This is a genomic window from Kluyvera genomosp. 2, assembly GCF_036759865.1.
GTDB classification, from domain to species: Bacteria; Pseudomonadota; Gammaproteobacteria; order Enterobacterales; family Enterobacteriaceae; genus Kluyvera; species Kluyvera ascorbata_B.
Map to the genome: position 1 here is coordinate 141,633 of NZ_JAPKIA010000001.1, position 25,769 is coordinate 167,401.

Here is a 25,769-nt window from a genome sequence, read left to right on the forward strand (position 1 = left end):
CGTAGCGTCTCTACTGTTGACCTGAGAACACTATGTCTGACGCTGTGACTTCTTCCAGCCGCCGCTGGCTGCTGATTGTCGGTATTTTACTGATTGCTTCGACGCTACGCGTCACCTTTACCGGCGCGGCACCGCTGCTTGACGCCATTCGCGCCGAATACGCGCTCACCACCGCGCAAACAGGCCTGTTAACCACCCTGCCGCTGCTGGCGTTTGGGCTGGTCTCGCCGCTGGCCGCCGGCGTCGCTCGCCGTTTTGGTATGGAACGCAGCCTGTTTGCCGCGATGTTACTGATTTGCGCCGGCATCGCCGTACGCTCACTGCCCTCGATCGCACTGATGTTTATCGGTACCGCGGTGATTGGCTGCGGCATTGCGCTGGGCAACGTGCTGCTGCCAGGGCTTATCAAACGGGATTTTTCTGGCCAGGTCGCGAAAATGACCGGTGCTTATTCGGTAACGATGGGGGCCGCCGCCGCGCTGGGCTCCGCGCTGGTAGTACCGATTGCGCTCAGCGGCCTGGGCTGGCGCGGTGCGCTACTGATGTTAATGGTATTCCCGCTGCTGGCACTGGCGTGCTGGCTGCCGCAGTGGCGTTCATCGCGCGCTAGCGCAATCTCCAGTAGCGGCGCGATGCATAACCGGGGGATCTGGCGTTCGGCGCTGGCCTGGCAGGTCACGCTTTTCCTCGGGCTTAACTCGCTGGTCTACTACGTCATTATTGGCTGGCTACCGGCAATTTTGATTAGCCGGGGCTACAGCGAAGCGCAGGCGGGTTCTCTGCATGGCCTGCTTCAGCTGGCCACGGCCGCACCCGGTTTCGCCATCCCGCTGATCCTCCATCGGCTAAAGGATCAGCGCGGGATCGCCATTGCCGTGGCGTTAATGTGCGCGATCGGCGCGCTGGGCTACTGGCTGCTGCCGGCACAGGCAGCGCTGTGGACGGTTATTTTTGGTTTCGGTTCCGGCGCGACGATGATTCTCGGGCTGACGTTTATCGGCCTGCGCGCCAGTTCGGCACATCAGGCGGCGGCGCTGTCCGGTATGGCTCAGGCGGTGGGCTATCTGCTCGCCGCCTGTGGCCCGCCGCTGATGGGGAAAATGCATGACGCCACCGGAGCATGGCAGCTGTCACTGATGGCGGTCGCCGGGCTGGCGCTGGTGATGGCCGTATTTGGCGGATTGGCCGGGCGCGACAAAGAGATTCACGTCGGCCAGTAGAGAGAGAGTCACAGTCGGCCGGGCAAGGCGTAGCCGCCATCCAATCGACTGTGAGTCTATTTTTACTGCGCGGCGGCGTGCAGGAAGGCCTGCACCAGCGGTGCCGGCCGGCCCGCCAGCGCATTGCGCTCATGCTGGAACAGCGTCGCGACAAAGAACGGGTGAGTGACCAGTTCTACCGCGCGAATATCACCATTATCATCCCAACCCGTCACGCGCAGCGGCTGCGCATCAAGCTCGGCGGCGAAGTCGGCGGCAATCCCGTAGTTGCAGTGATACCCTTCTTCGATCGTGTCGCGGCCGTAGGCGCGGGCAATCAGCGTGTTGGCGCGCAGTTCAATGGCATCACTTTTTTCCACCAACGAGCAGGTGAGCGGCGCGATGACCATCCGCCCCTCGCGGTCAGTTTCCGCGTGCGCGGCATCTTCCCAGCCCATCACATTACGCGCGTATTCAACGATCGCATGCTGAAAACCCCCGCAGGTACCCAGAAACGGCAGGCTGTTTTCACGCGCATAGCGCACGGCAGTCAGCGCGCCTTCGGTATTCTGGTACGGGCTGGCAGGCACCAGCCAGAGGGCGTCAAAACCGGCCAGATCGTCAGCGCTTTTCACGTCGCGCGTGGCCAACCAGCAATATTCAACGGGCAGTTCCAGCACCGCGGCAGCATCGTCGATCGCCAGCGGGATCGCCTGATGCGCAATGACATCCGCATTGTAGTCGCCAACGAGGGCAATACGGAGAAGAGGAGTAACGGCGGAGTTTTCCATGATGGGTCCTTATGGGCTGACGTTAACGTACGGCATAAGGAGCCTCAGACTAGCGATGTCTGCGCACAATAGCAATAGCTGACCAGAGAACCCAACCAAAGTTTGTGGTATGGTCAAAAAGGACAAAGGGAGGAAGGATATGATCCAGTGTAAACGCGTATACGAAGACGCTGCACCTGATGATGGCTACCGTGTTCTGGTTGATAGGCTGTGGCCGCGCGGCATCAAAAAGGAAGACCTCATCTACGATGAGTGGTGTAAAACCCTGGCCCCGTCGGCAGAGCTGCGTAAGGCCTTTCACGGAGAAGTGATCGATTTTGCCAGCTTCTGCCAGCACTATCGCGAAGAGCTTTCACACCATCTGGAGGACGGTCGCAGGCTGGCCGACATTGCGCATAATCAGGGCGTTACGTTGGTTTACGCCGCCGCAAACACCGCGCAAAACCACGCGCGCGTGCTCGCCGACTGGCTGAAAAATCTCTGACCTACCGCGCGACGTCAGCCGACGTCGCGTTTACGCTACCCGCACCTCACGCTCACGCGCCGGCAGCATATCGGGCATCAGCGGCATTAAATATTCCGATCGCACAAAGGCAAAACCGTGCAGACCGTCGCCGGCGCTGACGTCACCGGTCACCAGCCACAGCGCGCGCGGCGCGTCGGCAGCCAGTTCAGTCATCACGCCGTTGACAGGATTCAGGCAGCGTTCACCGGGTTGGATGAGAGCGAAAAGCTCAACGCTCTTGCCTATATTGGCACGGCCAGCAACCGTACGGGCACCGATGATCATGGCGGTAGTGCCCGGTTTTAGCGAAAACATGCATCACTCGTTAGTCAGAATAATCCTGGTTACGAAGTGTACTGGATGTCACCTTCGCTGTCATTTTTTCTGCGGATGATCGCGACGCCACAGCGCCCATTCTTCGATCGTTTCCCCATCTGGCAGTTTACACAGGCTGAATTGTCCCTTCTCATTAATCTGCGGAATGCTTTCTCCGCCCTTCTGCTGGCAGTAGACGGCAGCAGGATTTGCCATACCGATCTGCGGCGGTAATGGCGCCTCCGGTTGAGCCTGTTTTGCGCAGCCAGCAAGGAACAGCGGCAGCAGTAAAAGATAGCGGGATGACATAATTTTTCCTTATTTTTACGCCGGAGTTTAGCTTTAAACTCCATAATTTCTTCATTTTAACTACACTTTTGATAGGTAAAGTCATTCTCGTTCTCAACTGACCAGAGAACAGAACATTCCATAATCAATGAGTTACTTTGCCCCATCTCCCCCGATGGGGCTTTTTTTTAAGAACTAACACAATGAAATAAAAGGATTTGTTTCAGGTCACGTCCACATACCGACCACATTGACTTAGAAGCCTCGCAATGCGGGGCTTCTTCACATATAAGTTAACGTTCAACGAACGTTCTCATCGCGTGGCAAATAGCAAGTTTCTCTTCACTAGCGGATTTAACCCACTTAGAAAGTGGCATCTCACCTCGATCCATATCAATCTTTTCTAGTAGCACCCAAACCTGATTTGTTTGCGGTCGCTGTGGTGCCGTTTTTCCATGTTTCCCCCCATCCTGATCATACTACTACGGTACGTACCAATGTATTATCTTGCGGCACGTACCATAACATAAGAATTTTGAAGGCGAGGATTGATGATAAGCAACAATAATGAAACAAAAGAAAGCACGTTAGTGAAATGGGGAAAGCGCCTTATTTTTGCTATTGCAGTGATGATTGTGGCAAGAGCCGTTGGCTCATATTTGGGTAAACAAAGCGCCATAGATATGCAGCAACGCCAGCAACAAGCAGACGAGAGGGTTCATCCAAACAAACCTAAAACAGCCGCGGAGGGATATGCGCTTGGAGAGAAAGTGATGGAAGCTGCAATGAATAAACCAGCGACACCTAACTGCATATCTCACGCAGAAGGCTCAATGCGTTACATGCAGAAGACAATCACATTTCCTGATCCGGCGGCAGTAACTGATTATTTAGCTAAAGCCTGCACTGGTGGTTATGACATAGCAAGCAAAATGATTCACGAGTGGGGATATAGCCGTGATGATGTAAACAAAGCTAGCGCCGAACTTTCAGGTATGACCCAAAATATAACAACGAAGTTTATTGGTAATGGCATCGATAAGGATGTTGCACCGTCGCTCGCAAGTGAATACATCGGTAGCGTCCAATCGGGTTATGAACTCGCTGGACTGGAAACACTAGATAGAAGATAAGCGAAGGCACCAATTTTTCTAGCACGTTTCATTCAATTTGAGGCTCAATAACCTGAGCCTCAAATTCTTAAATGAACAGGGTTGCAGTAATCCACTCTATTATCATATAGCCAAATTTAACTGATCACGTCCATAGTGCGAGTCAGGAAAGACGCCTGCAGGAATAAAATCATTCGCTAATTTATCGCACCGTTCACGTCTGGTAACAATCTTCTCTACGCTGTTAAGGGTAGTGAATGACAGACCGCATTCCATATTCTGGCATTGATGGTACTGACGGATCGTTACTTCACTAAGTGGCTTACTGGTACGTGTGCGGGCCGTAGCACCGCAATGTGGGCATTTGAACATAATGGTGACTCCCTTGGGGAGTTGAACTCATCGCCATTCTATTCAGTTTCTGCAATCCAGTCAGATATTTTTGCTTCAAAGTTAAGCTGTGTTGTAAATCCATTGCTATCAACATCATGCTGTACCTTGCTGATGATCCAGTCCTGAGCGTCAATATCTGCCTTAAAGCCGGTTACCGTCGAATGCATTTCCGGGTACAACTCCGCGCGCCCGCGCGCCAGGGTGATCGAAAACTCCGCCGCTCCGCGCTGTAACTGCTGCCACTTCGCCGCCGCTGCACGCCTGGCGGCCTCTTCGTTCTGGAAGGTTTTACGCATAATAAAAACGTTACCTTCAGCGCCTTCAATGTAGTCACCTTCCCTGCTGCTGCTCTTATCCGTTTTTTTCGTTGTTGCGCGACGGCGGACACTAACCTTTTTCTTTTTCCCGTAATTCAGATCAAGCCAGTACGCGCGGACGCCGGTATAAGCGTCACGATCAGCAACGCGGAAGCGGTGCCGGTCGCCACTGCTGCGCGTGATGGCAATCGATGGAATAGCCTTCCCTGATGCTGTGCCCCCCCCGGCACGATAAATAACAGGCTGCCATTTTTTACAGTGGCGATATCTAACATTGCCGTCAGCAATGCGCTTGGCATTTCGAAGGATGTTTTCTGGGCGCTTCAGGCTGAAGACAGTGACGCACAGACGCTGAACAACGCCGAAATCACCACCATCATCAAGCGTAACGGCTTCCGTTTCTGGGGCAACCGCACCACAGACACCAATGAATTTGTGTTTGAGGTGTACACCCGTACGGCGCAAATCCTGGCGGACACCATCGCGGAAGCACAGTTTGAAACCATTGACGGGCCACTTACCCCGATCAACGTGAAAGACGTGGTGAGCGCGATTAATAAAAAACTCAGCGCACTGGTGACGGCTGGCAAATTGCTTGGCGCGGAAGCCTGGTTTGACATCGTGGACAACGGAACTGCAAATCTCATTCAGGGCAAAGTGGCGATCCGCTACAAGTACACGCCAGTACCACCGATGGAAGATTTGACGCTGATCCAGACGTTCACCGATGAATATTTTGAAGGCGCGTTTTCGTCTCTGGGGAGTAACTAAATGGCGATTCCAGCAAAACTACGGTTGTTCACCTGCTTTATGAACAGCGTGAACAATATCGGCAAAGTGACATCTGTAACGCTGCCAAAACTGACCCGCAAAACTGACGACTATCAGGGCGGCGGGATGATTGGCTCCGTTGGTGTCGATCTCGGACTGGATAGCGGCGCGCTTGATGCCACGATGGTTGTAGGCGGCCTGGTTCAGGATCTGCTTCTGGAATACGGCGGCGATCTGGACGGTACGCTTATCCGCTTCACCGGGGAATATTACACATCCGGCGAGAGCCTGATCGTTGATGTGGAAATGCGCGGCAAATTCACCGAAATCGACGGCGGCGAAAGCAAGCAGGGCGAAGATACATCCGTGACTTATGCCATTAAAAACACGTACTACAAGCTGTCAATTGACGATAGGCTACGACGCCAACGGCGGCAGCGGCAACGGTGACAGCGGCGCTGTTTCCGTGGTTGCCCCTCCCTGGTCAGTGGTGGCAAGTTCCGCACGATAGAGACGCGCCAGCTACGCGGGATGGAGTTTGAAGAACAGGCCAAAGTGATCGAAGACCTGACCATTAAATACAACGTCAGGCACATCGCCATTGACGGCACCGGCATTGGTGAAGCGGTCTGGCAACTGGTCAAAAAATTCTTCCCGGCGGCGGTCTGCTTCATCATGTCGCTGTCATCAAAGCGCACCCTGGTACTCAAAATGCAGCAGGTGATCCGCGCGGGCCGCTGGGAGTATGACCGTAGTGAACAGGCGTTAGTGTCAGCATTCAACGCCGTCAGAAAAATCACCACACCAGGCGGCATGGTTACTTATGACACTGACCGTGCGCGCGGTGTCAGTCATGGCGACTTAGCCTGGGCAAATATGCTGGCAGTCATCAACGAGCCGCTTGGACGTGAGAACGGCAGCGGCGGCGGTTCCGTAAGAGAGTTTTAATGAACACAACAACACACGAAAGCGGCCTGACTATGCTTACTGACGGTACACAACAACATGATATTGGTGAAGCACTGAAGCGCGATCCAGCCCTTAGCGCCTTCACCTTTGATGGGCCATACCAGGTCGCGGACGCTTACGACCTACTCGACAATATGTATTGCGCCGACAACGGCAGATATTACGAAACGCCGGTGGACTGGTACGGGCTTGCGCGCTCATTCGGCAAAGCATCCTGGCACCAGTCAGCGCTGTACTTCAAGCGCAACGCGCTGGCGGGATGCTTTATTCCACACCCGCTACTGTCTCGCCAGACGTTCTCCGCCCTGGCACTTGACTGGTTTGTGTTTGGCAACTTCTACCTTGAAGAACGAAAGAACCGGCTAGGCGGGCGGCTACCGCTTCGCCATTCCCCTGCGAAGTACACCCGGCGCGGCACCGACCTGGACACGTACTGGTTTATCAGGCAGTGGAAAGATGAATTAGCCTTCAAGACCGGCACTGTTTGCCACGTCATGAATCCTGATATTCACCAGGAAATCTACGGAATGCCGGAGTATATGGGCGCCCTGCTGTCTGCCAGCCTGTCACACTCGGCGGATATGTTCCGCAAAATGTACTATGAGAACGGATCTCACGCCGGGTGCATTCTGTATATCAGCACCTCGCAAGTTGACGACGCTGGCGTAAAGACCATACAGAAAACGCTGGCGGGTGCCAGAAACAAAGGCGCATTTAAGAACGTAGTGATTCAAGCGCCTGGCGGCGGTAAAGACGGGGTGCAGCTTATCCCCTTCAGCCAGATATCTGCAAAAGATGAGTTTTTAAATATAAAATCAGCTACGCGTGATGACATCCTTGCCGCTCACCGCGTACCACCGCAACTGATGGGGGCCATGCCGGACGGAAACGGGTCATTCGGTGATGTGGAGAAAGCCGCGCGCGTGTTTGCCATCAACGAACTGATGCCAGCAATGGAAGCACTGAAGCACGTCAACGACTGGCTTGGCGAAGAAGTGATCCGCTTTACACCTTACGCCCTGCTTGAATCCACCAAATAGCCACACCGCCGCCACCCCGGCGGCGCTCTCCGCATCACATCAACACACGGCGCGCCAGCGCCATTCTAAGCGCCCCATCACCTAAACACGCCATTACCCGCACACAACACACAGAACGCAGCAGCGCGCCAGAATTGCGCCAATGTTCCTATATTTGAGGCATCCCCCTACCTACCCTGCCGCGCGGGCTTTCCCCCCGTCACCTGCGCACAACGATCATGCGTGTTTTCGTGCACTTGCTAAAGAGCCCTCCAGCGAGCGCCAACTAGGGGAATTTAGAATAATTTAAGTTCAAATAATCATGCATTCTCGTGCATTCTCGTGCATATTTGTGCAGATAGTTTAGTATCTGGTGCCCCCCGTAACCTAGAGCCACAATGCCCCAGCATTTTAATTATTACTACGTTGATTTGCTAAGTGCCTTTTACAATCCTCAGCAGAAATGAAGAATACTTTTTGTAATTCCTTAGGCTCCCAACGTAGTAACAAACTTACAGACATACGTACTTCTGGCTCTACATTATCGTTATCATCATTTTTATTGTTCAAACGCCCATTATTTTCGCTATCAAAATTAACGCTAAGAATGTTTGCTTTGTCACCATAAAAATCATAACAAGAACTTAATGCTATATAATAAAAACCATTATCATCAAAAGGTTCTGATTGACTACTATTCGTGTATCTTAGTCCGCGATAGAACCTGAATGAATACTCAATTTCTTCTATTAATGAATTTATAGTTATATATTTCACACCTTCAGGAAGATCATTGGGATGATTTATTTTTACAACACTAACTCGTGCTTTTTCAACACTCTTTACCATTCCATCAATCAAATTTCTCATCATATGGCTTGCGTATATTGAACTAGATTGCGAGAAAAATTCTCCATTTATAGGTTCAAGTATTTCTCTTTTCCTTATTTGAAACTCATAGTTCAAGCCAGATAAGACCTGAGCATCTTTTAGCAATGAAAGATCAATATACTCCTGTACAGATTTTATAAAATCAGACTTCAACGAATCTTCATATTTAACAATTAGGCTATGGCTATATGGCAATGACTCAACTTCCATCATCACCACTTGATTTTTTTTACTCCTCAACTGTTCAAAAATAGCAAGTAAATCTTCTTTGCGACTTTGATAATCTTCGAGATCTTTCTTTGCATCGTCAATTTCAATCAACTCAACTAATTCCATGAAATAATCAGAACCAATCACATCAATAACTTTATCAATAAAGTGAGTGGTAAAATCATTTCTTTTAACAAATTCTTGAAGATCATCAATATATATAATACTCAGTGAGTTATTAAAACTAAAACTTTTAAATAGCATCAAGGCCAAAGAAACAGCCCTATGATAACCAACATTAATTGCTATAGCCTTCCCTCCCCGAATCTCCCTCAATTCAAACTCATCAGAACTATCCAAAAACATTGAGTTCTTCGAGAAAAGCACATCATAGGTTTCAGAAGAATAATAAATACTCTCTAAATACTTAGGGTTTAACCAATCACATAGTAAACTAGAAATGTAACCGACCTCAGTCACATCATTTTTTAGTTCAACAAGACTAGTATTACCTTGGGATTTAATATATTCCAAACGAACACTCAAATACGCAATAATAGTTTTTGTTGCATCAAGGAGAGCAACCTGCCCCTCTTCTAGTTTAGAATCGCTCATAAGGCGAGGAGAATAAAAATCACTCGTTAAAAATGAAGTATTTATATTAAATACATTATACTGTCTATATACAAGATTTCTAATCGAGTCTTTTAAATAGACGTAAAGGAATTTATCATTTTGTGTATGCGAGACTTTCTGCTCAATGAAATCTTGAGACATTTCTATAAAGTCCAAATAATCATCACTGTCATATATGAATCTTGGCAAAGACAACATATCTTTAAATATATCAACATCATAGCCGCGCCCATCAAAATAAAACTTCCAGATCAACTCTTCATAGAATATACGGAGTATGGTACGCGGGGTGTTTTTTGCTGAAGGAGACTCTCGCATTGCCCTTGTTAAATTATGGAAAACAGTTATCTCCTGAGAGGAGATGATTATTAAATATAGTGTTTCAATACAAAAATCCAACTGTTTGCTATTGTTAGAAAGCAAAGATGTGATAGTACTTTGAATTACATTAGATTCCATTTCCGAATAGAAATAAACCTCCTCACTAATATCAGAGGTGTTAAAGCATCGTTGAATTAGTGGGACAAGAGAATCAAATGAATCAAAACTATCATCTTTAGCATGAAACACATAAGCATCTTTAATAAAACCAGAATCATAGAATGATGGCTGTAAATATAGTTCAACGTTTTTCCCGGCATACTCACGGAGAATATACGAATCCAGTTTTTTTAATTCAAGTTCATTAAACCCGGTAATAACCTTACCACTCGCGAAATACGGGTCACTTAGTTTAACCTCTTTATACAAATCAAAATCCATTCTGATACTGATTGTTAACGATGAATATTTACCTATACAGGCTTCATAAGCATTTCTTAGATTTTTGCTTTTCTCATTAATATCATACACATATTCACTAACAACTTTCATTTTATTCAAAAGAATACTATCAATTATTTCTTTTTTCTCAGTAATAAAATATAGATATTTAAAGACCATCATATATCGCAATATGAAATAAATAGAACATGACATTGATATTCCATATTGGATGACTCCTCCACCTATTACCAAGAAAAAAATCCCGATTAAAAGACTACAGATGCCATCGACACTAAACTGATAGAATTTATACTGCCTAAGCACCAGTTGCCTAGTTATATAAACAAAATCCTTATTTGATGCTTCAGCGACTTGCTGAATGAACATTCCCATAAAAGCAATTGAGAGCGCTGCGATAGTCCCATGTATAGCAAGAACAACCCCCCATGAACTATTTATCCATGTTAATTCATCAGTACCAGAGTACGATGGTGATATAAACAACCATGAGTAACTCTCACACAGAAACTTATTGAACAAAAACAGAAGAGAACCAATAATAAGCACTGAAAACATAAAAAACATCGAAGCTCTAGTTTCTTTATGCGTGGACTTCTTTACATGTTCCAACGCCGAATTATTATTCATACTTATACCTTATATGAAAATGATATTTTGCCTACACAATACAAATATCGCCAACAAATTAACAAACTCGTAACGACAGCGCAGCCAACACCATAAAATAACCAGATACCAACTCAGTCCATTTTAAAATAAAAACCAATTTTACTCATTGCTATTTAAAAGACAGTTACAACGATATTATATAATTCTAATAATATCAATTTCCATTGGAGTCATCTTTTAGAACACACACGCTGTGTTTTTGTGCATCTATTTTTCTCTCAGAAAAGACTGTAATTAGTAGCATATACAATGCCTCCTCGGAACGTAAACCCACTTTAAGTTTTGAGATCTTAACTGGATAGTGATCAGTTTTGCACCTACCAATTTCGCGAACCATGCGGTAGCTCAACCCAATGCTTTAAAACATAGTAGATGATTCAGTACATACCTGCTCACGCAGATAGTCGGCAACCTAAAGGTAACTTTCGACTCGAACCTGTTCATACTCATTACTTTTTGGCGCAGTAATGGCGGTTACAAGCCCCCCAAACCCCGCATCTAATGAGTCCTACCGATTAGGTTTATAGTTCTTTATTTGTTTTTTAAGATACGCCTTGTCTTCAAGTGCAGTATTACCAATTTCATACTGCTCTGGCACCTTCATAAGGTATTTAGCGGCATCAAAAATAGCTTGTTTTTTAATCTCCGCACAGTTATTGACACGAGTCCAAGAGGACGCGGACGCGCCCTTAAGGTCAAAACCTCTACCGGCGTCGTCTGTTGCTTTTGGCTTCATTTTGACAATGCGGTAAGAATGAAGGCGGGTTTCAACCGGAGGAATAGTCGATGCGGGCATGACTACGCCTTTAATGACTCTCTGAAACTCACCATAGCTGCTCGGCTCATTTCTGTACTGATACCAGGCGCGCAGCACAAGCTCTTTTCTTGATATGAAGTGGTTTACTGAATTTGGCCACCTGAACAGAGGTGATATCGTCGGGTATTACAGCTCGCTAAGGCCGCATGACTATAACGGTGGGTTACCCCCAAACGAATCGGAAAACCGATACTGGAAAAACTCTAAAGCCGTGGCCAGTTTTAGTTGACCACTTCAATTAAGAAACTCGATGATGGTCGGTATGAAGTGGACATTAGACCTGCTGGGCGCGACGGAAAACGCATCCGCAGGAAATTTGATAAAAAGAGTGAGGCTGTCGCATTCGAAAAGCACACTCAGTTCAATTACCGCGACAAAGAGTTGCTCTCAAAACCGACTGATAAGAGACACCTTTCAGAGTTGATTCAAATCTGGTGGGAGTTAAAGGCAAAACATGAGGAATGGGGAAAATACAGCCGGAGCAAGATTGATAAATTTGCAGCTATAACCGGTGATCCCTGTGCGTTTCAAATCACAAAGACGGTAATCAGCCAATACACTGCGGCTCGCCGGGGTGAAGGGATTAAGCCCTCTACCATCAACCGTGATTTGACCTGTATTAGTGGAATGTTTACTGCTTTGATTGACGCTGAATTATTCCACGGTGAGCACCCGATACGGGGCCGAAAACGGCTCAAGGAAGAGAAACCAGAAACGGGATATTTAACAAACGAAGAGATTGCCGCCCTTCTCATTGCGCTCGAAGGCGACAATAAAAAAATCGCTGTCCTGTGCCTTAGCACCGGCGCGAGATGGGGTGAGGCCGCGAAACTAAAAACGGAGCACATCATCCATAATCGAATAACGTTTGTTAAAACCAAAACAAACCGCGTACGGTTCCGGTGTCTGAAGATGTGTGTGAAATGATCATGAGCGTTAAGCGTGGATTCTTGTTTCAAAATGCTGATTACACTGCCTTTCGACAGGTGCTGAAGGAAGTGAAACCTGATTTACCCGCTGGGCAGGCAACTCATGCATTACGCCACAGTTTTGCCACACACTTCATGATTAATGGGGGGAGCATCATCACACTGCAACGAATACTCGGACATTCACGAATTGAACAGACTATGGTCTATGCGCATTTCGCCCCTGAGTATTTGCAGGACGCAATATCACTCAATCCGTTAAAGGGAAAAGTGAAGCCTGAAAACGTCCACACAGTGTCCACACCTGGGTGATTAAGAGTGGCTTTCAGTGGTCTTGAGTGATGCTCTAACCCGCATTACACCGCTGAAAGCCCACGTAACAAAGGGTAGCCAACGCCCCCGATGGAGCTTTTTTTTACCCGTCATTCACGGTGCCTCTCGGTAAACAACCCCGTTTTGCCAACACTATGCTTACCTTTCGGATACAGAATGTATAAAATTCAGGAGATACGATTTCGTTTGAGGATCATACACTATGATCGCTCATACCATTCCAGGGGACCGTTGTTTTCATGTCAGATATTATTCTCGCCAGAGTGTCACAAACGCTTGCTACGGAACAGTCGCTGGAAAGCCTTGTCCGGCAACTGCTTGAAATGCTTGAGTTAGTTACTAATATGGAATCGACCTATCTGACAAAAATTGATACGCAGGCCGACCTGCAGCACATTGTTTATTCGCGCAACAGCGGCGATATGACCATCCCCGAAAACCTGACGGTGCCGTGGGGCGATACGCTATGTAAGCGCGCAATGGACGATCGCTGTTTCTATAGCGACAACGTGCCAGAACGCTGGGCCGACTGCGAAGCGGCAAAAGCGCTGGGTATCACCACCTTCCTCAGTACACCGATTCACCTTACCGATGGTTCGCTCTATGGCACGCTGTGCGCCACCAGCACGCAGCAAAAGCCGCTCAGCTTTAACAGCGAACAGGTGCTGCAGCTGTTTGCCAGCATTATCGCGCGCTATATCGAAAAGGAGTCGCTGGTCACCCAGCTGCAGGAGGCCAACGCGGCGCTGGTCTATCACTCCTATACCGATGCGCTGACCGGCCTGCCTAACCGCCGGGCGGTTTTTGAAAACCTGGAGACGCTGTTTTCACTGGCGCGTCATCTGAACCACGCGGTCATTCTTGCGTTTATCGACCTCGATCGCTTCAAGGAAATTAACGATGTCTACGGTCACCAGGCGGGCGATGAATTTTTACAGCTGGTGGGGCAACGTCTTAGGCACGGCATTTCTGTCGACGATCAGCTCGGCAGACTAGGCGGCGACGAATTTATGGTCGCCACGCTTGAGCGTTCGACCACTCAGCTTGCGCAGTTTACCGAAACGCTGCGCCAGTTGCTGATCGGCGATTATCTGCTGGGTGAGGTGTTGATCCACTATCCTGGCGCCAGCATCGGCGCAGTGCGCGTCGACCCATCGCACATGGACCCGGACAGCGCCCTTCGCGCCGCCGATAGCGCAATGTACGAGGACAAAAAATTTCGCCATCGGCCGCAAATTAGCGCCCAGCGGGTAGGCTAATTACAGTATCATACGCGCTGTTTATAACAGGAATCAGGATGTCACCATGAGATTGGGTATCGCTTTCCCTATCGTTATCTTTGTTATTGCCGTGATCTTTCTGGGCTGGTTTTTTATTGGCGGCTACGCGCTGCCGGGAGGAACACAATGAGAAAGACCACGATTATCATGCTGATCGTCGCCATCGTCACCGTCGTTGGCGTCCAGCTCGGCTGGTGGTAGCTCGCCAAAGATAAGCCGCGCCTCCGCCGGCTTATCTCCTTTCCCCGCGCCGCTTTTTCATCTGATACATTTCCGCATCCGCCTGCTGAATCGCCTCGTCCAGGCTATCCCGGCACGATGCCACGCCCCATGATACCGACAGCGGCACCGGCGTCCCCTGGACGCTAAATGGCAGCATGGCAATACCGGAAGCTATCCGTTCAGCCACCATATGCGCGTGGGCAACATCCGTACGGCTGAGCAGCACAATAAACTCATCGCCGCCGCTGCGAATGACCCAGTCACCGTTAGCGCGCACTGAATCCAGCATGCGGCCAGCAATCGCCTGTAGCGCAAGGTCGCCCACCTGGTGCCCGTAGCTATCGTTAATTGACTTAAATTTATTACAGTCGAAGAGGATCACCGTCATATACGGCAGCGAGCGTTGCTGAATCACAGAGAAAATATTGCGCGTAAAGCAACCGGTCAACGCGTCGCGATAAAAGCGCAAATCGGCGCGATTAAGGTGGAAGCGAATCAGTATAAACAGCAGTATGAGCAGCACAGGCGCAAGTGCCAGGGTGGTTATCGCCGCAGGATCTTCGCCCAGGAAGGACCAGAAAGGCAGCGCATATTTGATCTCATAACGCGACGACACCGTATGGGTATGATAGTTATCCAGCCAGCTACAGTCATTAACGATACACAGCAATTCGCCCGTACGACGATTCTGAAAACCCAGTATTAATCCGTCCTGCACCCGATTATTGAATGCCTCCTTCAGGGCAGACATCAGCTGGGGTGAAGATAAATCATAAACCAGGTAAGCAACAATATGATTGCTGGCCTCCCCCTCGGAAAGATCGTAAATATAGCTCACCACGCTATAGGCTTTACTGCCCGTAATTTTATCATCATAAAAATCCGTCGAACTGCGCGATTTTTTCAGGACACTGGTCTGTAATACGCGATCGTAAAACGGTTCTGGCTCGGAGAAGAACTTTCGCAGGTTATTAGCCATTTGTGATGTGTCAAAATTAAACGGCACGGAGTCAGAGGCGTTAAACCAGTAAAACCAACTCGCGTCGCTGGCAATAACATAGCGGTGAATGTCTTTGAGGGCTGGATTCAGCGCGTGGCTTTTCTGACGCACGAATTCGGCGGCCAGGTACATGCAGCGGCCACGACGCTCCTGGGTGCGGGCAACCATCGCGCCGCGCTGAAGGTCAAGCGCCTGCGGGTTAGCGTTAATCCCCCATGCGCTACCTCGCGCCTCGAAAATATCGGCCTCGCCACACATCGCATGAGAGCTTATCTGCTGAAAGCGCACGCCCGTCGCATCGGCAATCAGCTCATTATCATTAAACATCTCCGTCATCTGATTTTGCAGAGCGTTAATGCCTTCGTTAACCTGCGACATGGCGCGGGAATAAAGAATGAAAAGCGTTACGCAGATCAAACCCAAGGTCATCAATGCCGATGCCAGCAGCGCCTGTTTCTTACGTAAACTGTCCTGGATAATTCTCACTGGCACCCCGAATGAATGGGCTTTCTTCCTGAAACACGCTCTACGTTAGCATTTTTCGTATTGCGATAAATTTGCATTACGAAGCAGGATCATTCTGGATAACGAAGTGCGCACGCGTGAATTTGATCGTGTCAGGTCTTTATCAAAATGGCAATCAGAATACGGTAAGGCGAGCAGAACGCTCGCCGGAAAGAATTAACGCTGGTTATCAGAGCCTAAAAAGAAAAAACCCAATGGAATTGAAAACAGTAAGGTAAAAATAGAGCTGTAAACCAGCACCATTGCCCCCTGCAGCACAAACATACTTGTGGTCCATTCGGAATACGGCAGGTTGTATTCACTCACCACCCCACCGAAGGTCGCTCGTCCCACCACCACAACGGCAATCGCAAACACCACAAAAGCGGACAACAGGAATTTTTTGCCGTTTGACGTCCGCAGTTTCTCCAGAATCATTGCATCCTCCCGACGCTGACTTCACGATATTTCACCGTATTTTTAACACTAATGAAGCATAAATTGAATGTTTATCATTGCAACAAGTGAACAATTAACGGCAAAAAAGAACAAGAATTTAACACCACACGAAAGATGCATTTAAAATACATTTTATTGTGAACAGGCTGGAAAAAATGTGCTTTAATACATTCAACGTATAGGGGGAAAACATGCTACGCATTCCGCAAACTTGTATTCATACCCGTTCCACCCCGTTCTGGAACAAAGACACCGCGCCGGCCGGTATTTTTCAACGTCACCTGGATAAAGGTACGCGACCGGGCGTTTATCCGCGACTGTCGGTCCATCAGGGGGCCGTTCGTTATCTGGGTTTTGCCAGCGAAACCTCACCGGAGCCGGAGAGCGAACTGGTTATCAACGCCGGCCATTTTGGCGTGTTCCCGCCGGAGAAGTGGCATTACATCGAAACGATGACCGACGATACCGTCTTTAACATCGACTTCTTTGTCGAAGCTGATGTGCTGAAATCCCTATAGAACACTATGGTGATGTAGTAAGGAGCCATCCATGTTACGTATTCCTGAAAACTTTGTTCATTCGCGTTCGACCCCGTTCTGGAATAAAGACACCGCGCCGAAAGCCCTGTTCACCCATCACAACACTAAAGCCCACGTTTACGGACGGTTATCCGTGATGCAAGGGGCCGTGCGCTACTTTGGCTTCCCCGACGGCGACGCAACCGAACCAGACGTTGAGGTGGTGATAGAAGCGGGCTCCTTTGGCATTTCACCGCCGCAGAAGTGGCATCGCATTGAGCTGCTCACTGACGACACCTATTTTAATATCGACTTCTTTGCCGATCCTGATGCTACGCTTGAGGGTATTGGCCTGGGCAAAGTGGTTAATTCACATAAGGGGTAACAGCAATGGGTAAGGCAACCTATACGGTGACCGTCACCAACAATAGCAACGGCGTTTCCGTCGATTATGAAACCGAGACGCCGATGGAGCTGTTGGTCCCAGATGTTGCCGCTGACGTGGTTAAAGAGCTGGTCAATACCGTGCGCGCTTATGATACCGAAAACGAGCATGATGTTTGCGGCTGGTAGCGTTCGCATGAAATGAAAAAAGGAGCCTGAAACGGCTCCTTTTTTTTGTTCTCGCCCGGATGGCGTAGGCCATCAATGCAGATTCATACTTTGGTTGCAGCGCCCTAGCCCCCGCGTTTTGCCAGGTTTAAAACAATCACTGGCGGAGGAAAACGCAATGGCCTGGCGACCTTTTCTTTATTTGATCATCAACAAAACACCACACCTTACGCCAGGACGCGGCAAGCTCAGGTTGGTCAGCAGCGTATAGCGACGCAGGTTTGTCGATTACTCGAAGAAAACGTCTGGGTTATCGGCCAGCGACACGAAGCGCTTGCTGTTTTTTTCCAGCGCACGAATTTCGCCGCTCTCAATGTCGTATACCCAGCCATGCAAACGCAGCGCGTTATCGCGCAGGCCTACTGCCACCGACGGATGGGTTTTAATATTATTCAGCTGAGCAATCACGTTCTCTTCAACCATGGCGTTCACTTTATCGGTTTCGTTGTCGAAGGTTTTCTTCTCAACGACCGCTTTCGCCGCATCGGAGTAACGCAGCCAATGGGATACCGCGGGCATAGGCTCCAGGCACTGGCAGGTCGCAATGGCTTTCATGGCACCGCAGTTAGAGTGACCGCAGATAACGATATCCGTGACGCCTAACGCGACAACAGCATATTCGATCGTCGCTGATACGCCGCCCGGCTCCGGGCCAAATGACGGCACGATATTCCCGGCGTTGCGGATAACAAACAGCTGCCCCGGCTCTTGCTGTGTCACCAGTTCAGGCACCAGACGGCTGTCTGAGCAGGAGATGAACAGTGCTTTTGGATTCTGGCTAGACGCCAGGCTGCGGAAGAGTTCCTTACGCTGAGGGAAAACTTCTTTCTGAAAGTTGAGGAACCCTTCAATGATATGTTGCATAGCAGTATCTCTTTTTCGTTTTTACGCAGGTCATGATTAACATCACATTTTCAGTGTACCACCTGCGCGCAGAAGGAAAAGACCCTTCTGGCATTAACATGCAAGTTACGTACTCGTCATAACCCGGTTACGCCCGGCGCGCTTGGCGGCGTACAGCGCGCTGTCGGCGAAAGAAATACATTCATCGGCGGAGAACACTTTGTCCGACGAACAAAACAAACCTATGCTAATCGTCATTGGCTCCGGAGTCCGATACGCCACGCCCTGCGCCGTTTCCCGCTCTATTTCAACGCGTATTCTTTCGGCAATCCGCGCCGCCACCGTCGGGGGCGTGTCGTGCAGTAGCACCGCGAACTCTTCCCCGCCGATGCGTGCCAGAATATCCTCCTCGCGCACCGCGTTTTTCGCCAGCGCAACCACCGTCTTAATCACCGCATCGCCCGCCGGGTGCCCATAGCGGTCGTTGATACGTTTAAAATGATCAATGTCCATAATCATCAGGCTGATTGGCCTCCTGGAAACCATCAACTGCTGCAGCTCCTGGTAGAAATAGGCGCGGTTATAGATCCCGGTAAGCGGATCGTGAATCGACAACATCGTCGATTTTTTATGCATTTTGAAAATATCGTACAGCAGCACGACAATCACAAAGAAGGTACAAACGACCTCCACGCCGCGGCTAAGGTACCAGACGGGGAAATTGTACTCGTTCAGGTTAAGCAAAATAATATTGCTGAACAGGCTGGAAACGCAGAACGCGGCGATGCTGCACCACAGCAAGCTGCGCAGTTGGGTAATCACAATAGTCAGCACCAGAGTCATAAACCAGGCGGCCACAACGGCAACGCCGTAGTAGGAATTCCAGGCATTGCGGCCATTCGCAAAGCGCGTCCCCATAAGATTAAGTGAAATCTGCGGATTATAGCTGGACAAATTATGCGCATAGATCGCCATCACCAGGAATATGCAGGCAAGGAGCAGCACCAGCGCTTCATCTTTACCCACAGGCGCAATATTCTGGTTCATTCGACGGGCATAAAACAGCGCAATCAGAAATGACGACATCAGCGTTAGCTGGCGAAACAGATAAAAAATCGCTAAATCATTGGTGATAGCTTTCAATGGAATACACAGCGCAATCATTTCCTGGATAAGAACCAGAACTTCGACCCAATAAATATCCGCACCGAGAAATCCCAGCCCAAGGATGGCAACAAAAAGCAGTTTTCTATTACAGATAAACTGGAAAAACATAAAGAAAAAGATAATTGCATCAAGCAACAGCAGTAGCCCGGAAAAAACCAGGTAATAAATATCGGCAATAAAAATGGTATAGGTAGCCAGATGGCCCGCCAGCATAAACATCGCCACGATAAGCAGGCTGACGGCGGTGAGGCTAAAAATAATTCGTTTACTGACGCAGGAACAGCACAGGCTCATCAATGAGTCCTCCATGACAACTTCTCATGTTATAGTCTGTCGTCACGCCAATGCATATTGCGCTTAATCAATATTTAACTTTATAAATAGCAGGACATCCACTTGCTATTTCTTTGCTAATGTTTTATCAGCCATTTATATGAAGAGAAAAATCATTCACGCGATGAATACTTTAATCACCATCATTAATAAAATGTATTTATATTGGCAAAAAGCGTTCCAAATAAATACCCGCATTAATAGATAAACCGCCTGATACGCTTCACGTCGGAAATAACCGCCCGAAGGCGGTATTGCGATACTACACGTCTGACTCCAGCGCATCCTGGATTGCATCAGCCAGGGTAGCAACCTCTTGTGAGACGTTACGCAGGTCCATCTGCGAACGAATCCCGGCATTCGCAGTGGTGGCAGACACGGCCGCTTTAGCTATCTCTAGCGCAGCCTGAACGGCCAGCAGACGCTTGCGGTTCTCAGCGGCATCAACGCCGGTTGCATCATCAAGATCAAAGTACCCTTCTAACATGGTTATCTCCTTTATAAGTGCTTGCCTAGTGTAGGGGGATAGCCGCGCGCAGGCCACCAAAATCGCCCACCGTCAGCCACATAAGCGCGGCATAACCTGCGCAAACAGACAAAATAACCATCACAAACTATTAGTTTTGCAATTAATCGTCTACACTCATTTCAGGGAATACAGGGATGGTGAATCAATAAAATTAATATAAGAAACAGGGATACAGGGGAGATAAAAATGGAATTGAGCGACACGCTGTGCGAACTTTTTGAGCAAGTCAGGTATAAATCAGATTTCCCGCAGTTCTTAACACAGTTAAAACAAAATGATATTTCGTATTACATTTATTTTGTCGCCACGGGCAATGTCAAAATTGTCACGACCTCTGACTCTTACGTATCCATGAAGAGTGACCGTAGCTTAATTAAAGTCAGCGCGGGCGGCAGCAGCCATTTGGCCAGAATGGCCGCAAAGCGACATTTTACCGGCATCACCCCGTTTGAACAATATTGCCGCGAATTAGCCAGAGCAGGCGTCTTTAAGTGGGTAGTGGATGTGAATGAAGTCAACCGCTCTTACTGGTCGAAAGACAATCAGCTATTACATACCGAGAATATTATTAGTCCCACCTGATAATGACCCATAAAAAACGGGAGAACGCCGGTTACGATCGTCTCCCGTTTCCGCCATCGCAGCAATGGTTAGATTTTAAGCAGCTTTATCGTGGCGTCAATATCGATCTCATCTTCCGAGAAAATCAGCGTCGTCCCCTGGAAGGTCGTGATCGCCAGCTTTTTCAGAGAGCGCATTTCGCCGGGCTTCGCTTCTGATTTCGGGCGGATACTGTTCATCAGCAGGCCAACCGACAGCACCGCATTCTCTTTATCGACACGCGTCTCAGCGGGCACCTCTTCGCTGTAGACCACGAAAGATTTGATTGACGTCAGCTTCAGCTTTTCGCCTGCAATGTAGATGTACTTGCTATCCGGTATCACCTTCACCGCATAGGCCGACAGACCTTTATTATTGGTGGTCGGTTCAAAAGTGACGGCTGCATCTTTTTTTATCAGCTCAGGGTTGGCAACCTTAATCACGTGAAAATAGCGGTTGTCGCCATTTTCATCTTTGATAAATCCAAAACCTTTATCTTTAAACCACGTTGTGATTGTTCCGTTCATCGCCGTTACCGCCTGGTTAATCGTTAATCAACTCAATTTTTTGCAGCGCGCAGTGTAATGCACAATGCGCGCGCAGACTATGTCTTTGGGTTAAGTGTGGATGATAATTTTCTGACGGGCGAGCGTGTAATTCGCCAGTCGAGGGAAAATTGGGTATCATCCGCTTCCACTCTCCAGCCGTGCAGCCTGATGTCTACCATTCTCGATACCTTTATTGCGCCACCCTGCGATAAGCAGATTGAAATACGCTATCAGGACGAATACCTGGTGATTATCAATAAACCCAGCGGGCTGCTCAGCCTGTCGGGGAAGAATCCGTTAAATTTTGATTCCGTGCACTACCGTCTGACGCAGCGCTTTCCGGGCTGTACCCTGGTGCATCGCCTGGATTTCGGGACCTCCGGGCTGATGGTGGTGGCGCGAAATAAGGCCATCAACGCGGCGCTCAGCCAGCAGTTCAGCCAGCGGACGGTCAGCAAGGCCTACAGCGCTCTGCTCTGCGGGCACCTGAGCCATGACGAGGGGCTGATTGACGCGCCCATCGCCAAAGACCCGGCACGTTTTCCCCTGATGTCGATTTCCACCGCCAACGGTAAGCCCGCGCGCTCGCGCTATCGCGTGCTGTCGCGTTTCTGCCAGGAGCAGGAAAACGGCAGCGCGCTGCCGCTCACCCGGGTACATCTGCTGCCGGAAACCGGGCGTACCCATCAGCTCCGTATCCACTGCCAGCTGCTGGGCCACCCGATACTAGGCTGCGATCTGTATGGCGGCCTTCTGCTACCAGGCACCGAACGGACGCCGCGGCTGATGCTGCACGCCAGCGAGCTGCGTTTTGTCCATCCCGTCACTTTGGAACATATCAACGCCCACTGCGCGAGCCCGTTTTGATGGGCAATGCGTTACCACATCAGATCGTCAGGGATTTTAAAATCAGCGTACGGATCGTCTTCATCCTGCACATCCTGACTTAGCGCGCTGTGCAGTACGATGCTGCTGGTATCACGCTGGGCAATTTTATCCGCGACAATCGCCGGAATGATCGCGTACTCACTTTCCCCAGCCGCATTCGTCGCCAGGCGTGCAATCGCCAGACGCCCGTTAATCAGCTGGGTCTGCGTCGGTTTATCCACTACCAGCTTTTTGATCACGTTATTATCGGTGAAGTTAAAGTTGATATCCCCCCGGGCAATAGTGATGCGGTTCATCTCAATCAGTTGCTTCACCTGCGCTTTATACTCTTTAGACAGCGTCGCCTGCTTTTGCTGTTCGCTCAGCAGCTTATCGCGCTCCAGTTGGGCCTTTTTATTCTCTTCCACCGCTTCTCTGGCCTCACGAGCCTGAACGCGCGACTTTTTAGCCGTTCTTTGTACTTTGGCCATTTTCTTGCTGGTGACGAGCCCGGCTTTTAGCATCTGCTCTTGTAAGGTCAGTTTGGTCATCGTTGTTTTAAACTCATTGAAAAATTTAGTCCGATTATAGCCGCAATGACCACCGCGAAGCCAGTTGGCGGAGCCGCTAAGCGCGTATCGCGAGATGTATAAAAAATAATCATTGCTCAAATATGCTTCGATCCGCTAAAGTCACTGCGTTTTACGGTTGATGCCAATAACATCATCCGAAGACGCCGTTGACGATCCGATGTTTGTTGAAATGAGGTATACCGTGAAAGTATTTCCGCTGATTGCCCTGCCAGTTGTCTGGGCAATGAGTTTTAGCGTTTTTTCCGCTGATGCCCCGGCCAGCGCCGATGAGAGCACCGCAGAAGCATTAAAGGATCTCGACCGCACTCTGCCTAAGTTAGCCCCCGTGACCTTCACCGCCGCTGATGAAAAACACAAGGTTCTGGTGTTCATCGATAATCAGTGTTCTTTCTGCTCGCAGGTTGTAAAAAACATCAAGAGCTACAACGACGCCGGGCTGACAATGTCATTCCTGACCGTCGCACCGCCTTCCATCCGTGATTCCGTGATTGAAGATATGGGGCGAGTGTGGTGTGCCGATGACCGTAAAAAAAGCCTGCAAGGCGCAATGGCGGGCTTTTTGCCCAATAATGGCACCAGTACCTCCTGCTCGGACGAAGTGGCGCAACAGTCGGCCTTAGCCGAACGCCTGGGGATTCAGTTGACCCCAACGATGATCGTGCTGGATAACCCGCCAAAGGTCATTCTGGGCAGCGCCAAGCCGGATGCCATTCTGGACAAAATAGCCGGCAAAGCCCTGTAACCCGCAGGCGCCTGAGATAACCCCGCACGGCGGTAATCCCGCGAGGTTAAGCATTATGGCGCCGATAGATTCATCATAATCGCGCGGTAGGCCGGCCGGATAAGGCGTTGACGCCGCCATCCGGCAATCGAGTACAGGCTGCCGGATGGCGCTTCGCTTATCCGGCCTACCACCCGCTAAAACCTGCATTGCCGTACAGCGTTTTTTGCGCAAACCCTGGCCGATACGCTCGCTGATATTGACACCACCACGCCTCCGATATATATACTGTTATTATATACAGTAAAGTGGAGTGTTAGCATGTTTGTGGAACTGGTGTATGACAAACGGAATTTTGAAGGGTTGCCCGGCGCAAAAGAGATTATCCTGTCAGAGCTCAGCAAAAGAGTTCATAACCTCTTTCCCGATGCCGACGTTCGCGTAAAGCCGATGATGACGCTGCCTGCCATTAACACTGACGCCAGCAAGCACGAAAAAGAACAAATCAGCCGGGTCGTCACGGAAATGTTTGAGGAAGCTGAATTCTGGTTGGTCAGCGAGTAAGCGCGTTATTCACCGATAAAAAAACGGGAACCATCAGGCTCCCGTTTCACACTAACCCAGAATCTGGATTACATGTTTGAGATGATCGCGTCACCAAACTCTGAACATTTCAGCAGTTTAGCGCCTTCCATCAGACGTTCGAAGTCATAGGTCACGGTCTTGTTGTTGATCGCGCCTTCCATACCTTTAACAATCAGGTCAGCCGCTTCGAACCATTCCATATGACGGAGCATCATTTCTGCGGACAGGATGATAGAACCAGGGTTCACTTTGTCCTGGCCTGCGTACTTCGGTGCTGTACCGTGGGTCGCTTCGAACAGTGCGCATTCGTCACCGATGTTCGCGCCCGGTGCAATACCAATACCGCCAACCTGCGCCGCCAGGGCGTCAGAGATGTAGTCACCGTTCAGGTTCATACAGGCGATCACGTCGTATTCTGCCGGACGCAGCAGAATCTGCTGCAGGAACGCATCGGCAATCACATCTTTAATGATGATTTCTTTACCGGTGTTCGGGTTCTTGATTTTCTGCCACGGGCCGCCGTCGATGAGTTCGCCGCCGAATTCGTCGCGAATCAGCTGGTAGCCCCAGTCTTTGAACGCGCCTTCGGTGAACTTCATGATGTTGCCTTTGTGCACCAGGGTCAGGGAGTCACGGTCGTTGGTGATCGCGTATTCGATCGCCGCACGTACCAGACGCTTGGTCCCTTCTTCGGAACACGGTTTAATGCCGATACCGCAATGTTCCGGGAAACGAATTTTCTTCACGCCCATCTCTTCGCGCAGGAATTTAATCACTTTCTCAGCGTCTGCGGAGTCAGCTTTCCATTCGATACCCGCGTAGATGTCTTCGGAGTTTTCACGGAAGATAACCATATCGGTCAGTTCTGGGTGTTTCACCGGGCTAGGCGTGCCCTGGTAGTAACGCACCGGGCGCAGACACACGTACAGGTCGAGTTCCTGACGCAGCGCAACGTTCAGAGAACGGATGCCGCCGCCAACTGGCGTGGTCAGAGGGCCTTTGATAGCAACGCGGTAATCGCGGATGAGATCCAGCGTTTCTGCTGGCAGCCATACGTCCTGGCCGTAGATCTGAGTGGATTTTTCCCCGGTGTAAATTTCCATCCAGGAAATTTTACGCTCGCCTTTGTAGGCTTTCTCAACAGCGGCATCAACCACTTTCAGCATTGCCGGAGTCACGTCAACGCCGATACCGTCGCCTTCAATAAATGGGATAATCGGATTGTGTGGCACATTCAGCTTGCCGTCTTTCAGGGTGATTTTTTGACCTTCCGCCGGAACAACTACTTTGCTTTCCATTCACCTCTCCTTCGAGCGCTACTGGTGTGCTCGTCATCCTTTACGCCACAGGTTCTTGCCGCTACTACGCCCACTCCACTTAGTCTGGAGATGCACTGTCTTACCGTCTTCCTGCAACACAAAGAGTTAGAGCATTTTTG

At 49.5% G+C, this 25,769-nt stretch carries 28 protein-coding genes and 4 pseudogenes; 17 read left to right on the forward strand and 15 right to left on the reverse strand.

Annotation, left to right across the window (positions count from 1 at the left end):
* Positions 1–32 precede the first annotated feature (32 nt).
* Positions 33–1,220, forward strand: coding sequence for a CynX/NimT family MFS transporter (locus tag V6942_RS00675; protein WP_182929074.1), 1,188 nt, complete (start codon positions 33–35; stop codon positions 1,218–1,220).
* A 62-nt stretch (positions 1,221–1,282) separates the two neighbouring features.
* Here V6942_RS00675 and V6942_RS00680 read toward each other — a convergent pair whose 3' ends face one another.
* A complete protein-coding gene (locus V6942_RS00680) occupies positions 1,283–1,990 on the reverse strand; it encodes a CTP synthase (RefSeq protein ID WP_106926458.1) in 708 nt (235 codons plus the stop codon).
* A 139-nt stretch (positions 1,991–2,129) separates the two neighbouring features.
* Between V6942_RS00680 and V6942_RS00685 the strand changes: the two genes are divergently transcribed.
* Entirely contained in the window at positions 2,130–2,474 is a 345-nt protein-coding gene (locus tag V6942_RS00685; RefSeq protein ID WP_106926456.1) for a DUF488 domain-containing protein, read from the forward strand.
* A gap of 30 nt (positions 2,475–2,504) precedes the next feature.
* Here the strand turns inward: V6942_RS00685 and V6942_RS00690 are convergent, their stop codons facing one another.
* Together V6942_RS00690 and V6942_RS00695 are read right to left on the reverse strand one after the other, a co-directional pair.
* Positions 2,505–2,810, reverse strand: a complete 306-nt coding sequence (locus V6942_RS00690) for a hypothetical protein (protein ID WP_182965581.1) — start codon at positions 2,808–2,810, stop codon at positions 2,505–2,507.
* 60 nt (positions 2,811–2,870) lie between these two features.
* Positions 2,871–3,119, reverse strand: coding sequence for a DUF333 domain-containing protein (locus V6942_RS00695; RefSeq protein ID WP_182965583.1), 249 nt, complete (start codon positions 3,117–3,119; stop codon positions 2,871–2,873).
* A gap of 530 nt (positions 3,120–3,649) precedes the next feature.
* On the opposite strand from V6942_RS00695, the gene V6942_RS00700 reads away from it, so the two are divergent.
* Positions 3,650–4,231 (forward strand): hypothetical protein, encoded by a 582-nt coding sequence (locus V6942_RS00700; protein ID WP_333500703.1) that lies wholly within the window; start codon positions 3,650–3,652, stop codon positions 4,229–4,231.
* Between the two features lie 102 nt (positions 4,232–4,333).
* Here the strand turns inward: V6942_RS00700 and V6942_RS00705 are convergent, their stop codons facing one another.
* Positions 4,334–4,582: an ogr/Delta-like zinc finger family protein gene (locus V6942_RS00705; RefSeq protein ID WP_333500704.1), complete on the reverse strand. Its 249-nt coding sequence runs from the start codon at positions 4,580–4,582 to the stop codon at positions 4,334–4,336.
* Positions 4,583–4,620: 38 nt separating this feature from the next.
* A pseudogene (locus V6942_RS00710) lies at positions 4,621–5,195 on the reverse strand (hypothetical protein); the annotation flags it as partial.
* Here V6942_RS00710 and V6942_RS00715 point away from each other — a divergent pair.
* The 4 genes and pseudogenes from V6942_RS00715 to V6942_RS00730 all read left to right on the forward strand — a co-directional run.
* Positions 5,182–5,691 (forward strand): annotated as a pseudogene (locus V6942_RS00715) (phage tail sheath family protein); the annotation flags it as partial. The pseudogenes V6942_RS00710 and V6942_RS00715 sit on opposite strands and share 14 nt — an antisense overlap.
* Complete coding sequence (locus V6942_RS00720) at positions 5,692–6,141, forward strand: phage major tail tube protein (RefSeq protein ID WP_333500705.1); 450 nt, start codon at positions 5,692–5,694, stop codon at positions 6,139–6,141. It abuts the pseudogene before it with no gap.
* Positions 6,104–6,639, forward strand: a pseudogene (locus V6942_RS00725) (oxidoreductase); the annotation flags it as partial. The gene V6942_RS00720 and the pseudogene V6942_RS00725, both read left to right, overlap by 38 nt.
* Positions 6,639–7,700 (forward strand): phage portal protein, encoded by a 1,062-nt coding sequence (locus V6942_RS00730; RefSeq protein ID WP_420107825.1) that lies wholly within the window; start codon positions 6,639–6,641, stop codon positions 7,698–7,700. The pseudogene V6942_RS00725 and the gene V6942_RS00730, both read left to right, overlap by 1 nt.
* A gap of 390 nt (positions 7,701–8,090) precedes the next feature.
* Here the strand turns inward: V6942_RS00730 and V6942_RS00735 are convergent, their stop codons facing one another.
* Together V6942_RS00735 and V6942_RS00740 are read right to left on the reverse strand one after the other, a co-directional pair.
* Entirely contained in the window at positions 8,091–10,829 is a 2,739-nt protein-coding gene (locus V6942_RS00735; protein WP_333500706.1) for a hypothetical protein, read from the reverse strand.
* Between the two features lie 550 nt (positions 10,830–11,379).
* Positions 11,380–11,745, reverse strand: a complete 366-nt coding sequence (locus tag V6942_RS00740) for a hypothetical protein (RefSeq protein ID WP_333500707.1) — start codon at positions 11,743–11,745, stop codon at positions 11,380–11,382.
* A gap of 168 nt (positions 11,746–11,913) precedes the next feature.
* On the opposite strand from V6942_RS00740, the pseudogene V6942_RS00745 reads away from it, so the two are divergent.
* The 3 genes and pseudogenes from V6942_RS00745 (at position 11,914) to V6942_RS00755 (ending at position 14,360) form a co-directional block, all read left to right on the forward strand.
* Positions 11,914–12,929 (forward strand): annotated as a pseudogene (locus V6942_RS00745) (phage integrase).
* A gap of 260 nt (positions 12,930–13,189) precedes the next feature.
* Positions 13,190–14,209 carry a sensor domain-containing diguanylate cyclase gene (locus V6942_RS00750; RefSeq protein WP_106926449.1) on the forward strand — a complete coding sequence of 340 codons (1,020 nt, stop codon included), beginning with the start codon at positions 13,190–13,192 and terminating at the stop codon, positions 14,207–14,209.
* A 46-nt stretch (positions 14,210–14,255) separates the two neighbouring features.
* Positions 14,256–14,360, forward strand: coding sequence for a YoaK family small membrane protein (locus V6942_RS00755; RefSeq protein ID WP_333500708.1), 105 nt, complete (start codon positions 14,256–14,258; stop codon positions 14,358–14,360).
* Between the two features lie 102 nt (positions 14,361–14,462).
* Here V6942_RS00755 and V6942_RS00760 read toward each other — a convergent pair whose 3' ends face one another.
* Positions 14,463–15,938, reverse strand: coding sequence for a GGDEF domain-containing protein (locus V6942_RS00760; protein ID WP_333500709.1), 1,476 nt, complete (start codon positions 15,936–15,938; stop codon positions 14,463–14,465).
* A gap of 195 nt (positions 15,939–16,133) precedes the next feature.
* The gene (locus V6942_RS00765) at positions 16,134–16,394 is read right to left on the reverse strand and encodes a DUF2534 family protein (protein WP_106926443.1); all 261 of its coding nucleotides are present in this window, start codon (positions 16,392–16,394) and stop codon (positions 16,134–16,136) included.
* A 212-nt stretch (positions 16,395–16,606) separates the two neighbouring features.
* Between V6942_RS00765 and V6942_RS00770 the strand changes: the two genes are divergently transcribed.
* Genes V6942_RS00770 through V6942_RS00780 form a run of 3 tightly spaced genes read left to right on the forward strand, consistent with a single transcriptional unit; the run spans position 16,607 to position 17,506 of the window.
* On the forward strand, positions 16,607–16,933 hold the full coding sequence (locus tag V6942_RS00770) for a DUF1971 domain-containing protein (RefSeq protein WP_106926441.1): 327 nt from the start codon (positions 16,607–16,609) through the stop codon (positions 16,931–16,933).
* Positions 16,934–16,964: 31 nt separating this feature from the next.
* A complete protein-coding gene (locus V6942_RS00775; RefSeq protein ID WP_106926439.1) occupies positions 16,965–17,318 on the forward strand; it encodes a DUF1971 domain-containing protein in 354 nt (117 codons plus the stop codon).
* Positions 17,319–17,323: 5 nt separating this feature from the next.
* Positions 17,324–17,506, forward strand: a complete 183-nt coding sequence (locus tag V6942_RS00780; RefSeq protein WP_106926437.1) for a DUF1869 domain-containing protein — start codon at positions 17,324–17,326, stop codon at positions 17,504–17,506.
* A gap of 267 nt (positions 17,507–17,773) precedes the next feature.
* Here V6942_RS00780 and V6942_RS00785 read toward each other — a convergent pair whose 3' ends face one another.
* From V6942_RS00785 to V6942_RS00795, 3 genes are all read right to left on the reverse strand, one after another.
* The gene (locus tag V6942_RS00785) at positions 17,774–18,409 is read right to left on the reverse strand and encodes a carbonic anhydrase (RefSeq protein ID WP_182929078.1); all 636 of its coding nucleotides are present in this window, start codon (positions 18,407–18,409) and stop codon (positions 17,774–17,776) included.
* Positions 18,410–18,514: 105 nt separating this feature from the next.
* Entirely contained in the window at positions 18,515–19,864 is a 1,350-nt protein-coding gene (locus V6942_RS00790) for a sensor domain-containing diguanylate cyclase (protein WP_333500710.1), read from the reverse strand.
* A gap of 286 nt (positions 19,865–20,150) precedes the next feature.
* Positions 20,151–20,375: a hypothetical protein gene (locus V6942_RS00795; RefSeq protein WP_106926431.1), complete on the reverse strand. Its 225-nt coding sequence runs from the start codon at positions 20,373–20,375 to the stop codon at positions 20,151–20,153.
* A gap of 228 nt (positions 20,376–20,603) precedes the next feature.
* Here V6942_RS00795 and V6942_RS00800 point away from each other — a divergent pair, with 228 nt between their 5' ends.
* Positions 20,604–20,999, forward strand: a complete 396-nt coding sequence (locus V6942_RS00800; protein ID WP_106926429.1) for a DUF1398 family protein — start codon at positions 20,604–20,606, stop codon at positions 20,997–20,999.
* A gap of 68 nt (positions 21,000–21,067) precedes the next feature.
* On the opposite strand, the gene V6942_RS00805 is transcribed toward V6942_RS00800, so the two are convergent.
* The gene (locus V6942_RS00805; RefSeq protein ID WP_106926427.1) at positions 21,068–21,544 is read right to left on the reverse strand and encodes a cold-shock protein; all 477 of its coding nucleotides are present in this window, start codon (positions 21,542–21,544) and stop codon (positions 21,068–21,070) included.
* A 189-nt stretch (positions 21,545–21,733) separates the two neighbouring features.
* Between V6942_RS00805 and V6942_RS00810 the strand changes: the two genes are divergently transcribed.
* Positions 21,734–22,432 carry an RluA family pseudouridine synthase gene (locus V6942_RS00810; RefSeq protein ID WP_333500746.1) on the forward strand — a complete coding sequence of 233 codons (699 nt, stop codon included), beginning with the start codon at positions 21,734–21,736 and terminating at the stop codon, positions 22,430–22,432.
* Positions 22,433–22,443: 11 nt separating this feature from the next.
* Here the strand turns inward: V6942_RS00810 and V6942_RS00815 are convergent, their stop codons facing one another.
* Positions 22,444–22,983, reverse strand: coding sequence for a DUF2058 domain-containing protein (locus V6942_RS00815; RefSeq protein ID WP_182929080.1), 540 nt, complete (start codon positions 22,981–22,983; stop codon positions 22,444–22,446).
* A 223-nt stretch (positions 22,984–23,206) separates the two neighbouring features.
* Here V6942_RS00815 and V6942_RS00820 point away from each other — a divergent pair, with 223 nt between their 5' ends.
* Complete coding sequence (locus V6942_RS00820; RefSeq protein ID WP_223878924.1) at positions 23,207–23,767, forward strand: thioredoxin fold domain-containing protein; 561 nt, start codon at positions 23,207–23,209, stop codon at positions 23,765–23,767.
* Positions 23,768–24,067: 300 nt separating this feature from the next.
* Positions 24,068–24,310, forward strand: a complete 243-nt coding sequence (locus tag V6942_RS00825) for a DinI-like family protein (RefSeq protein WP_106926421.1) — start codon at positions 24,068–24,070, stop codon at positions 24,308–24,310.
* Positions 24,311–24,378: 68 nt separating this feature from the next.
* Here V6942_RS00825 and icd read toward each other — a convergent pair whose 3' ends face one another.
* Positions 24,379–25,629 carry an NADP-dependent isocitrate dehydrogenase gene (gene icd / locus V6942_RS00830; RefSeq protein ID WP_106926419.1) on the reverse strand — a complete coding sequence of 417 codons (1,251 nt, stop codon included), beginning with the start codon at positions 25,627–25,629 and terminating at the stop codon, positions 24,379–24,381.
* Positions 25,630–25,769 lie beyond the last annotated feature (140 nt).